Here is an 11,531-nt window from a genome sequence, read left to right on the forward strand (position 1 = left end):
CGCCCACGTCTTCACCTACGGCGGCAACGTGAAGGAAGAGGGCTTCCTGAAGATGCTCTCCGACCTGATCGGCCAGTACCGGTACACGTCGGTATCGACGTCGAGGCAGAAAGACAGCCGCTCCACGAGCCGCCAGGACTCCACCGACGACATCCTCTCCGTCGCGGACCTCGCCGCGATGCCCAAGGGCCGGGCCATCATGCTCGGCTCCGGCTCATGCGCGGTCCTGCTGCGCACAGTCCCTGTCAGTGACCGTTCCTACGCCGATAAGGTCGCGGCGTCGGAAGCCGCTCACAACGGCACACGGGTCGCCCCTGCATCCGCTACCGCGACACCTCCAGTGGTGGAGAGCAGTGCCGAAGTTCCTGCCAGCCCTGCTGTCGCGGCCGGCGGTAACCGCTGGTCGGCCATGGTGAAGGAGTAGCCCGATGGATCTAGACGCACCCTTTGGAGCCGACGACTCTGCCGATGATGTGTTTCCCGGCGAGGAGCCTGAGACCGATAGTGTCCCCTGAGCTCAAACCCAAGCTCGGACCGCGCAGCCTGCTCCCGAAATGGTTTTCGACAACCTCGAGGAGTTCGTGACGCAGTTCCTGGTGCATCAGTATCAGCGGCCCGTTGTGTCTCATGGACGGGCGGAGTTCACCTGGTGCGCCAGCTGGTGGCGGCATAAGGAAGCCGTGAACCGGCTCAACGCGCTTTGGCGCGCATGGGAAGTACTGCGGACGGACCCGACAACGGGACTCGCGAACTGGTGGAACAGCTACGCCGACCCCACCATGGCTGTCCTCCTCTCTGGCACCGGGCCTTTTCCGGGGTGCACAGCTAAGGAACACAAGCCCGCAAATAAGCCTCTACCCGTGGTGCCGGCGCCAGAGGGCCTTTACTCAAGCCAGTGAGCGCAGCAGCTCCACCGACACAAGTAGCCACTTCGGGGCGCGAGACTTCCGTACCTTAACCGCCAATAACCTATCTTTTGTCAGGCGGAGCGAAGTCCCGCCCGATCCCGGAAGGGCAGCGAGTAGTATGCTGCTCTAATGAGCAGTGAAAGGCCATTTCTAGCTTCAGTGGAATCCGGCAATCATGTTCGAGTGCTTCCTGTGCCGGTCGAGCAGCAAGGCTTGATTCGCGGCATCGGTCAGCGGTTGCGGGCGGCCAGGCGCGCCAGGGGCCTGAGTCTGGATGATGTGGCGCGCGCCGCCGGCTTGCATAAGACGTATCTGAGCAAAATCGAACTGGGCCACCGTGAGGTGCCGGCGATGACTCTGTTCCGTATCTGTCAGGTGCTCGACGCTGATATTGCTGCGGTGATCAATGGCGTCGAGGTCATTCCCGGTCGTCCGCTCGACGGAGACGCGCCGCTTGAATTGCAGTCGCTCTCGGCGCCCCAGGAGCGCAGGATCCAGCTGGTGCGGGCATGCCTGCAACCTGGTTGGCTGTGCCGCATCCCGGCCGCAGAACCCGGCAGCGCGATCACCTTCGTCAGCTTGCAGGGAACCTGCGAACTACGCACTGACCGAGAGACGCACCTGCTGGGCGAGGGGGACTGCGTGACGATCACACTGCGGACGTCCTTCACCTGGTTCACCGCGGAGGACGCGTCCTCCTGTGTCATCAGCGCTACACCGAGCACCGATCGATTCGGTTTGTGGCTACGCCTCTCGGCTTTCCTTGAACCCGTGCGGGCCTGAACGGTGCGCGTGGTTAGGCCTGGTTGATCACAACGATGCGCACGAAGTGCACGGACGCGTCGGCGGGGTTGATGTAGGAGTAGCTGCGGTCCGTGGCGATCCTGGCCACCGATCCGGTCGGAACGATGTGGATATCGTTCCCGATGGCCAAGGCCAGCTCGCCCCGAGTGACAAGCAGGATCTCTTCCGAGCCTTCCGGGTCCGGTTCAGCGTCGTACCGATCGCGGGGCCCCAGCGTCCAGTCCCAGAGTTCGGCGGCTCCATGGCTGTGGGAGGTGACGAATACCCGGCCGGAGCTTCCTGCGACGGCTCCTGCCCAAACGGCTTTGGCGTCCTCGTCGTGCACGACTTCGATCGGTGTCTCTGCCCGGGATCGGACGAGAACGGAGAAGTCGACGCCGAGGGCGCGGGCGATCTTGTCCAGCGTGACGAGGGACGCGTTCGCATTGCCCCCTTCGATGGCGGTGAGCATGCGCCGTGAGACGTCCGCCTTCCGGGCAAGGTCCGTGACGGACACCTTCTGCTTGGCCCGCAGCTGACGGATCGTCGAGCCGACAAGGGCAACGAGTTCGCTGCTGTCCTCCAGCGTTTCCGACATGCTTCCCCCTTATCTGGGCGATAAATTGCGCGTTCCTGTCCAAGCTATCAGTGCTGCACAACAATCGGTGTCAGGGCTCGACGCCGGTGAGGAACCGGTACAGGACCCTGGCACCGAAGCGGAGCCCGTCCACGGGCACCTTCTCGTCGACGCCATGGAACATGGCGCTGAAGTTGTAGCCGGTGGGAAGCTGCAAAGGCGCGAATCCGTAGCCCTGAATGCCGAGCCCGGCGAACGTCGCGTTGTCGGTCGAGGCCGAGGAGCTGTAGGGAATGATGCGGGCTCCCGGGTCCTCGGCGGCCAGGGCACTGCGCATCTCCACGGTGATGGGAGCGAAGGCGTCGGACTGATCCGAGGGGGTCAGGTCGATGACGTCGATGCGGATATTGGGGCCGGCAAGGTGCGCGATCTGATCAAGGAACTCGGTTTCATGGCCGTGCAGGAACCGTCCGTCGACCAGGGCTTCGGCCGTCCCGGGAACGACATTGATGGACGCCCCGGCGCGCAGGACGGTCGGGTTGGCGACATGCCGCAACGATGAGGTGAGCATGTCCAGCACCGGGGCGAGGACGGAAGCCTGTTGTGGCCCTGTGTTGGAATCAACGCCGAGGCGTCCTCCAACGGTGATGTTCTCGCCGGTGAGGTTCTGCAGGTCGCGGACCATGGATTCCGTGGTCGGACTGAGCTGTATCGGCCACGTGTGGGCGGCGATGCGTTCCACGGCACTGGCGAGGGTCCCGATGGCACTGCGCGGGTTGGTGATGGAGGCGTGACCGGCCCTGCCCGTCGCGGTGAGCTGCAGCCACGCGACGCCCTTACGTCCGGTCTCAATAAGGTAGGCACGCCGGTTGGCGGGCAGGTCGATGGAGAACCCGCCGACCTCACTGATGGCTTCGCTGCACCCGTCCAGCCAGTCGCGATGCTGGTTCGCGATGAAGCGGGATCCGAGGGTGAACCCGTTTTCCTCATCGGCGAGGAACGCCAGGACGAGGTCCCTGCTGGGGGTCGTTCCGGTCCTGTGCATGTGACGGACGCACGCGAGGATCATAGCGACCATGTGCTTCATGTCGATTGCACCGCGACCCCACAGGAACCCGTCCTTGATCTCCCCGGCGAACGGGTCGACACTCCACTGGGACCGGTCCGCCGGAACAACGTCGAGATGCCCATGGACCAGCAGGGCGTCCCGTGATTTGCCGTCCATCCTCGCCATAACGTTCGAGCGTCGGGTCTCGGCCTCCAAAATCACCGGGTCGAGCCCCGCGGAACCGAGGAGCTCGCTGACGTACTCGGCGGCCGTCCGCTCTCCGGGCCCGTCCGCTGTGCCGTAGTTGGACGTATTTCGCCGGATCAGCTCCCGGCAGATATCCACGACCTCGTTGATCGCCTCCGAGGAGACCTGCGAACGCGCACTCCCTTCGCTGCCCGGTCCCGCAGTGCTCGAACCAATCGTGGGCAGACCCGTTTCCTGTAAATGCGGTGTGGGTGGGTGGGTCGTGTGTGAGTCCGAGCCCGTAAAGGGCACTGAGTGTTCGTTGATCCTCACCGCTTTCCCTAGAGGACTTTAGAGAGGAATGAGCGGGTGCGTTCATGCTGAGGGTTGGTCAGAATGTCCTCCGGGGCGCCTTGCTCGACGATGATCCCGCCGTCGAGGAAGACGACCTGGTCAGCGGCTTCCCTGGCGAATCCGATCTCGTGGGTGACGACAACCATGGTCATGCCGGACGCGGCGAGGTCCTTCATGACTTTGAGGACCTCACCGACCAGTTCAGGGTCGAGGGCTGAGGTCGGTTCGTCGAACAGCATGAGCTCGGGATCCATCGCGAGCGAACGGGCGATCGCCACGCGTTGCTGCTGACCGCCGGAAAGTTGGGCCGGGTAGTGGTGTTCCTTCCCGGCAAGGCCAACCTGTTCCAGCAGCACGCCGGCTCGGGCCCGGGCAGCGGCCCTAGGCTGTTTCTTGACCCGGCGTGGGGCTTCCATGATGTTCTCCAGCGCCGTCATATGCGGGAAGAGGTTGAAGCGCTGGAACACCATGCCGATCTTCGCCCGCTGCCGTGCGATGGTGCGGGGGTCGAGCTCGTGCAGGACGTTGCCCTCCTGCCGGTAACCCACGAGGTCACCGTCGACGAACAGGCGTCCCGAGTCGATGCGCTCGAGGTGATTGATGCAGCGCAGCAGGGTGCTCTTCCCGGATCCGCTGGGACCGAGCAGGCAGGTGACCTCGCCGCGGGCGACGGTGAGGTCGACGCATTTGAGGACTTCGTGGTGGCCGAAGGACTTGCCAACGCTGTCGGCGATGACCATCGCCGTGTCGGTGGTGCCGGTCTGGCTCGGTGCTGTGGTCGTGCTGGGCGTGTTCATCGTGAGCCTCTCTTCGTGCCGGCGCTCATGCCGGGGTTGACGCCGCGCCCAAAGCGCCGCTCGAGCTGCTTCTGTCCTAGGGACAGCAGGGATGTAACGACGAGGTACCAGATGGATGCGACGACCAGCAGGGGGATGACCTTGTAGTTCTGCGCGTAGACCTGTTGCAGGTTCGTCATCAGGTCATTGCCGGCGATCACGGACACCAGGGCGGAGGTTTTCAGGAGGGTGATGACCTCGTTGCCCATGGGCGGGACGACGACGCGCATGGCCTGCGGGAGGATGATCCGCTGCATCGTCGTGGCCGGGCTCATGCCGAGGGCGGCGGATGCTTCGCGCTGCCCGGAGTCCACGGACTGGATGCCGGCCCTGACGACTTCGGCGGCGTAGGCCGCCTCGTTCAGGCCCAGGGCGAGGATCGCCGCGGTGGTGGAATTGATGAGGCTGGAGGTCGGTGAGGAGAAAAACTCGATGTCGGTGAACGGTATCCCGAGGCTGACTTCGGGGAAGAACGCCCCAATGAAGCCCCAGAAGATGATCTGCACCAGGACTGGTATGCCGCGGAAGACGGTGATGTATCCGTCGGCGACGACCCGCAGCACCCAGTTCGAGGACAGGGTCATGATCGCCAGGGCGGTGCCGCCGACGAGGCCGATGAGCATGCTGACCGCGGTCAGGTACAGGGTCACGCCGAGCCCGCGGATCGTCAGTTCAGCGAACAGGTATGCGCCGACGGTCGGCCAGTCGAGGTTCGGGTTCGTCGCGAAGGTCCAGGCGACGGCGATCGCCAGGACGGCGACGATGATCGCGGCGGCGGTTCGGTATGGGTGGCGGAGGCGTTTGACCTCGAACTGCTGGCCCTGCCGTTCGGTTTGCACGCTCATGTCAGCCGCCATACTGGTTGCCCAGCGGCTCGTCGATCGCCGTCTGCGGTACCCCGTACTTCTCCAGGATCGCCTCGTACGTGCCGTCCTCCATGAGCGCCCGGACCGCTTCGGTGATCGCCGCGGTCAGCTCGGGGTCTTCCTTGGGCACGCCGATGCCGATGTAGGAGCTCTCGTACCCGCCCGGTGTCTCGGGTTCGACGACCTTGACCGACGGGTCCGACGTCGAGGCGTAACCCAGGGCCGGCAGGTCACCGACGATCGCCTCGACATTCCCGGAATTCAGGGCGAGCTGCTCATCGGAGAACGCGGGGAAGGTCTTGATCTCGATCGGTTCAGCACCCTCGTCGGTGCAGGTCTTCGAGGCGCCCTCGAGGAGGGTGACCTGCAGGGATCCGTTCTGCGCGGCGGCGCTGCGCCCGCACAGATCCTTCAGGACCGCGATGTCCTCGGTGGTCGCCTTGACCAGGATGCCGGAACCGGAGCGGGCGTAGTTTACGAAGTCGACCGCTTCCTCACGCTCTGCCGTGTCGAACAGGGTCGCCATCAGGACGTCGTACTTCCCGGCCTGCAGGCCGGGAATCAGCCCGTCATAGGGCTGCTGGGAGAAACTGAACTCCACTCCGAGCTTCTCGCCGATCGCCTGCCCCAGATCGATCTCGAGCCCGATCAGTTCCTCGCTGCCCGGGGAGGCGAACATCTGGTACGGCGGGAACGGGGCGTTCGTGGCGACCTGCACCACGCCGGCGTCGACGAACTCCTGCGGCACCATGGCCGAAAGCTCCTCATCGACCGACACGGCGGCGACGTCCTGCGTTGCGGCGTCCGAGCTGCCCGAGGAGGGATTGACCGGCGGGTTCGAACACCCGGCCAGCATCAGGGCGCATCCCGCCGCGCTGAGGGCGGTGAACCGAAGGTGCCGGCGAACTGTGGTCAGGCCTGGGTGACTCACGAGTGTCTCCAATGATCGACGAAGTGGGCTATATATCGCGCTTCTGGTATCCGCGTGGTGCCAAGCATGGCACTGGATGCGCATGTGAGCAATATAACAACCAGATGTTTCTGCGACGTAACGCTCGGCCACCGATCGGGGGCGGCCCCCGAGGTCCTTGACTTAGATTTCTCGGCTGGGCAATATAAGTATCAGAAGAGTGATGGAGGAGCCCGCCGAACACGGGTCAGGGCGCCGTGAGCATGAGGAGTTGGGCATGAAGATCAGAAGCTTCGGCGTGGAGATCTGGATGAACCGGTACGAGAACAAGTGTGCCTACAACCTGGGCGAGACCTGCGTGGAGTCCCTCACCGTCGATGAGCTCCTCACCCTGGCGGGACGGAAGGAGACGTTCCTCGAGGAGATCCTGCCGTTGAAGCTCACCTACGGGGCGATCGAGGGAACGGACGAGCTGCGGTCCCTGATTTCGGGTCTGTACGAGACATTGGGGCCGGAGAACACCATCACGACCCATGGTGCGATCGGCGCGAACGCGTTGATCCATGAGACCCTCGTCGAGCCCGGGGATCGGGTCATCTCCGTTCTGCCGACCTACCAGCAGCACTATTCGATCCCGGAGAGCTACGGCGCGGACGTGCAGTTGCTGAAGCTCCGTCCCGAGAACGGGTACCTGCCCGACCTCGAGGAGCTGAGGTCCCTGGTCACCGAGAACACGCGTCTGATCGTGTTGAACAACCCCAACAACCCGTCCGGGTCCGTCATGGACCGGGCGATGCTGCAGGCGGTTGCAGATATCGCCGACACCATCGGCGCGTACGTGCTCTGCGACGAGGTGTACCGGGGGACCGCGCAAGCCGGCGACGGCAACACCGCATCCATCGCCGACGTCTACTCCCGCGGCATCAGTACCGCCAGCATGTCCAAAGCCTTTTCCCTGGCCGGACTCCGCCTCGGCTGGGTCGCCGGCCCCGTCGACATCATCGAACGCGTCGCCATCCGCCGCGACTACAACACCATCAGCGTCGGCATGATCGACGACGTCCTGGCCCGCATCGCCCTCGAGAACAAGGACAAGATCCTGGAACGCTCACGCTCCATCGTGCGCACCAACCTGCAGATCCTCGACGACTGGGTGCGGCAGGAACCCTCCATCACCTACGTCAAGCCGGCAGGGGGCACTACGGCGCTGCTGGAGTACAACACCGACGAGCCCTCTGCCGATCTCGCGGCAGCCATGATGGAGGACATCGGGGTCCTCATGACCCCCGGCAGTGCCTTCGACCTCGAAGGATGCCTGCGCATCGGCTACGCGAACAACGAAACCGTTCTCCGCGAAGGACTCACCAAAGTCAGCGAATTCCTCGCCAACCGGACCCCGCGCACGCATGAGGCCACATCCCGGCCTGCTCATGACACGACTCAGCGCGACTTGACGACAAACTCCTGGCTCTGAGGTCCGCGGCTGGTTCGGCACCCACGCCACCGACACCCGCACCACATCCTGTGACGAGCCCGAAGGAACCCCACCACATGAATCAACCCATGAAGCAGCGCATCATCGCCACTTCCGCGGCGCCTGCCGCGGTCGGAGCGTACAACCAGGGCAAACAGATCGGCCCCTTCCTGCAACTCTCCGGACAGCTGGCCATCGACCCCGCCACGGGCAAGATTTCCACCGAAGGAATCGAAGAGCAGGCCCGGCTCTGCCTGCAGCAGGTCACGGCCCTGCTGGCCGAGGCCGGCGGCGCGTGGGGTGACGTTCTGATTTCCCGCGTGTATCTGTCCTCGGATGAGAATTTCGACGCCTTCGACGCCATGTACGCCGACGTCGTCCCCCAGCCCTACCCGGCCAGAGTCACCGTCGGTGCGGAACTCGCACCGGGCGCCCTGATCGAGATCGAAGTTCTTGCGGTCCTGCAGGAACCCGCCTAGCACCACCGACCTCGGGTGCTCCCGGGGGTTCTTTCACGAGAGGCGACGACGTGCACCTTCCACCGTTCCTGATCGAGCAGATGTTCGCCGAGCACGAGTTCACCGCCCGGGTGAACCTCACCGGATCCGACACCGAAGCGCTGACCCTGGCGGAGTTGTGGCGCCTAGCACCAGAGCAGACACGGCAGTGGTACGAATCGATGGCCCTTGGCTACACCGAGTCCCCGGGTCACCCGGTCCTGCGTCAGCTGGCCGCCGAAGCGTCCGGCCTCCCATCGGGCGAGGCGGTGCAGGTCTTTGCCGGCGCCACGGAAGCGGTCTTCGTCCTGCTCAACACGGTCCTCAGCGCCGGCGACCACGTCATTGTCATCGGGCCCACCTACCAGCTCCTCCTCGACGTGCCCAGCGCCATCGGCGCCGAGGTCACCGAGATCCGACTACGGCGCGAGAACGGATGGCACTTCGACGTCTCCGAAATACGGGCGGCGATCCGCCCCAGCACCCGGCTCATCATCGCGAACTTTCCCCACAACCCCACCGGGGCCCTCCCCGAGCTGGCCACCTTCGAAGACCTCATCGATCTCGTCGACGGCACTGCCATGCTGCTGCTCAGTGACGAGATTTACCGGGGCATCGAGCTCGACCCGACGCGCCTCCTACCCTCTGCGGCCTCGCTCACCCCCAACGCGGTTTCCGTCTCGGGCGTCTCCAAGACCCTGGGGATGGCCGGCGTCAGGATCGGCTGGACCGTCACCCAGAACGCAGCTGTCACGGCCCGGTTACTCGACTACAGGTATTGGACGACGCTTGCCACCAGCGCGCCCAGCGAAGTCCTCGCGATCGCCGGCTTGCAGGCAGCCCCGGCATTGCTCGAACGCGCCAACACCATCGTTCGCACCAGCGCGGAACTCCTGTCCGCGTTCGTTGAAGCAACGCCCGGGTGGGACTGGGTGCCTCCCGTAGGGGGGACGTGCGCCTACCCCTGGCTGACGAACACCGACGCGGCAGCCTTTTCCGCATGGCTCGTTGAACACCACGGCGTGCTCCTGGCGCCTGACACCATGTTCAAACATTCCGGCAACCACCTGCGCTTCGGACTCGGCCGCACCCTGGTCCACGAAGGAATAGCGGCCCTGCACACCGCTTGGCCGACCTGGCTGGCAGCGAACCCCGTCCCGTGACGGACATCGCCCCGCCATGGCAGAGCAAACGTCCTGCCAGCAATCGTCCCCGACACCTTCTCGTTCCGGAGCACCATGCCGCCACGTAAGCGAACCATCGACATCAAGCGCACCCCTTCAGGCCGGAACTGCTCACCTCAGGAGATCGCCACCTGGGTGTCCGCGGGCTTCACGCCCATCACGGAGTTCACGGAACTCAGCACGGGCACGAAGATCGTGGCCTTAGAGCAGGGCAAAGTTCTTCACGCAGGGATCGTCACCGACGTCGCGGCCGCACTGAAGGTGGTCTGGCTCCTCGATGAGCAGTCCAACACACGCAAACTCATCGAACGCGACCAGTTCATCTTGTTCGCCTACCCACCGGACATCACGCGGACGAGAACCGGGCAGAAAAGCACGTAAACGGCCATCCGGCGATGATTGGTGCCGGTACTTTCGTGGAATGCGAACGCAATTGTCAGTTCTGCGACGGTGCCGTGACGGACTAACCGTACCGACCCGAAAGTGCTCGAGCTCGTCCGATAATACTCATGCCCCCAGCCACGAAGGTGAGCACTGTCGCCAGGACAAGCGGTGCCCAGCCGGCGGAACCTGTCATCGCGCCGGCGGCGGCGGTGCCGGCGGATCCTGCAGCGATCTTGAGGGCTCCTACCCAGATGAACACCTGCCCCCGTGCCGCGCGGGGCGCGTATTCGCTGCGGGCGGCTAACGTGGCGGCGAAGAACACCGCGTTGGCGATCCCGGCCAGGCCGAAAGCGAGCAGTGACGCCGGCAGGTTCGGGCCGAGGACGACCAGGATCAGCGTGACGGCCACAAGAACGGAGAGCGAGGTCATCAGCCGGTCGGCGTCCCCACGCAGTGGTCGGAGCATCAGGCCGGCTGATCCCAGCAGGTTTCCGACACCGTATCCGGCGACCAGCAGACCAGCCGTGGATGCGCCCCCCATTGCCGGGGCGATGGCGACCGCGTAGATCGGAAGTGCTGCGACCGAGAACGCAACCGTGACGGTGAGTCCGAGCGTGCGGCGAAGCAAACCGTGTCTCCAGATACTCCGCAGGGTCCGCAGGGGCGAGGGCACGTCGACCGCCGGGTCGGGTGGGGCCTGCCGGGGGAGCGCGAGTACCGCCACAGCGCCGAAGACGGATGCTGCGGCGAGGACCAGAGTTGCGGTCAAAGCGTGCGACGCCGCCGCGATCCATGCCACCGCGGCCGGTCCGAGCGTGCCGCTGAACCCGTACGTCGCCACATCCCAGCTCTGCGCCCTGCGCTGGGCATGCTGGTCATCCCCGGCGATGGAAGGCAGGCGGCTACTGATCCCGCCGGTGAGCATCGGCCCGAAGATGCCGGACACGAAAAGCAGGACAGCGGGCCAGAGCGCCCACGTGATCGGCAGGGACAGTGCCGCGGCGCCGAGCAGCAGCCCGTGGAGGACCGCGGACACTGCGATCACTGTGCGCGCGTCGCGGGCGGTGTCCAGGCGCCGGGCGATGAAGGGGCCGAGGAGGTGGGGCGCCGTGATGGTCGCCCCGAGGAGCCCGGCGACCCAGCCGGGCAGCCCGACAGTATGCGCCAGAAGCACGATGGCGACGACGGCGCCCCCGTCGGCGCTGCGTATCAGTGTCGCGGCGAAGACGTACCGGATCAGCGCACCACGGTGATCGCCCATGTGACGCCTCGACCGGCTCGGGACTCTCCGCCGGTGGCTACTGGTCGAGGCCCAGCTCATCGATGACCTCGGCGACGCGGGAACGCTGCTCATTGTTCAGGCCCTGAATCGGAAGGGGCAGGCTCGCGGCGGGTACCAGCCCGAGGTGCTCGGCGATGGCGGCGACGACCCTGATGCTTCCCCCGAACTCGGTGAACAGATCCCAGATTAAGCCACATGATTCAACTTATGAAAAATTTCGTTTCCAAGCTCGGAGCAGTGTC

General features: G+C 64.9%; 13 protein-coding genes and 1 pseudogene. 7 read left to right on the forward strand and 7 right to left on the reverse strand.

What is annotated here, in order from left to right; genetic code table 11:
* From ACX80U_RS18645 to ACX80U_RS18655, 3 genes are all read left to right on the forward strand, one after another.
* Positions 1–424, forward strand: a 424-nt coding sequence (locus ACX80U_RS18645) for a TraM recognition domain-containing protein (protein ID WP_459269480.1), incomplete at its 5' end; no start/stop codon positions are given.
* A 130-nt stretch (positions 425–554) separates the two neighbouring features.
* Positions 555–899, forward strand: a complete 345-nt coding sequence (locus ACX80U_RS18650) for a DUF4913 domain-containing protein (protein ID WP_459269481.1) — start codon at positions 555–557, stop codon at positions 897–899.
* A 138-nt stretch (positions 900–1,037) separates the two neighbouring features.
* Complete coding sequence (locus ACX80U_RS18655; RefSeq protein ID WP_459269482.1) at positions 1,038–1,691, forward strand: helix-turn-helix domain-containing protein; 654 nt, start codon at positions 1,038–1,040, stop codon at positions 1,689–1,691.
* Positions 1,692–1,704: 13 nt separating this feature from the next.
* Here ACX80U_RS18655 and ACX80U_RS18660 read toward each other — a convergent pair whose 3' ends face one another.
* The 5 genes from ACX80U_RS18660 to ACX80U_RS18680 form a co-directional block, all read right to left on the reverse strand.
* The gene (locus tag ACX80U_RS18660) at positions 1,705–2,289 is read right to left on the reverse strand and encodes a helix-turn-helix domain-containing protein (RefSeq protein WP_459269483.1); all 585 of its coding nucleotides are present in this window, start codon (positions 2,287–2,289) and stop codon (positions 1,705–1,707) included.
* Positions 2,290–2,359: 70 nt separating this feature from the next.
* Entirely contained in the window at positions 2,360–3,748 is a 1,389-nt protein-coding gene (locus tag ACX80U_RS18665) for a M20/M25/M40 family metallo-hydrolase (protein WP_459269510.1), read from the reverse strand.
* 95 nt (positions 3,749–3,843) lie between these two features.
* Positions 3,844–4,653, reverse strand: coding sequence for an amino acid ABC transporter ATP-binding protein (locus ACX80U_RS18670; protein ID WP_459269484.1), 810 nt, complete (start codon positions 4,651–4,653; stop codon positions 3,844–3,846).
* The gene (locus ACX80U_RS18675; RefSeq protein WP_459269485.1) at positions 4,650–5,537 is read right to left on the reverse strand and encodes an amino acid ABC transporter permease; all 888 of its coding nucleotides are present in this window, start codon (positions 5,535–5,537) and stop codon (positions 4,650–4,652) included. Before ACX80U_RS18675 ends, ACX80U_RS18670 begins: the two co-directional genes overlap by 4 nt.
* Position 5,538: 1 nt before the next feature.
* Positions 5,539–6,489, reverse strand: a complete 951-nt coding sequence (locus ACX80U_RS18680; RefSeq protein ID WP_459269486.1) for an ABC transporter substrate-binding protein — start codon at positions 6,487–6,489, stop codon at positions 5,539–5,541.
* 256 nt (positions 6,490–6,745) lie between these two features.
* Between ACX80U_RS18680 and ACX80U_RS18685 the strand changes: the two genes are divergently transcribed.
* The 4 genes from ACX80U_RS18685 (at position 6,746) to ACX80U_RS18700 (ending at position 10,004) form a co-directional block, all read left to right on the forward strand.
* Positions 6,746–7,942, forward strand: coding sequence for an aminotransferase (locus ACX80U_RS18685; protein WP_459269487.1), 1,197 nt, complete (start codon positions 6,746–6,748; stop codon positions 7,940–7,942).
* An 89-nt stretch (positions 7,943–8,031) separates the two neighbouring features.
* Positions 8,032–8,421 (forward strand): RidA family protein, encoded by a 390-nt coding sequence (locus ACX80U_RS18690; protein WP_459269488.1) that lies wholly within the window; start codon positions 8,032–8,034, stop codon positions 8,419–8,421.
* Positions 8,422–8,471: 50 nt separating this feature from the next.
* Positions 8,472–9,602 carry an aminotransferase class I/II-fold pyridoxal phosphate-dependent enzyme gene (locus ACX80U_RS18695; protein ID WP_459269489.1) on the forward strand — a complete coding sequence of 377 codons (1,131 nt, stop codon included), beginning with the start codon at positions 8,472–8,474 and terminating at the stop codon, positions 9,600–9,602.
* A gap of 75 nt (positions 9,603–9,677) precedes the next feature.
* Positions 9,678–10,004, forward strand: coding sequence for a hypothetical protein (locus ACX80U_RS18700; protein WP_459269490.1), 327 nt, complete (start codon positions 9,678–9,680; stop codon positions 10,002–10,004).
* Positions 10,005–10,086: 82 nt separating this feature from the next.
* Here ACX80U_RS18700 and ACX80U_RS18705 read toward each other — a convergent pair whose 3' ends face one another.
* Both ACX80U_RS18705 and ACX80U_RS18710 read right to left on the reverse strand, forming a co-directional pair.
* The gene (locus tag ACX80U_RS18705; RefSeq protein ID WP_459269491.1) at positions 10,087–11,268 is read right to left on the reverse strand and encodes an MFS transporter; all 1,182 of its coding nucleotides are present in this window, start codon (positions 11,266–11,268) and stop codon (positions 10,087–10,089) included.
* A 37-nt stretch (positions 11,269–11,305) separates the two neighbouring features.
* Positions 11,306–11,476 (reverse strand): annotated as a pseudogene (locus tag ACX80U_RS18710) (dihydrodipicolinate synthase family protein); the annotation flags it as partial.
* Between the last annotated feature and the right edge of the window lie 55 nt (positions 11,477–11,531).

This window comes from Arthrobacter sp. TmT3-37 (assembly GCF_054510835.1).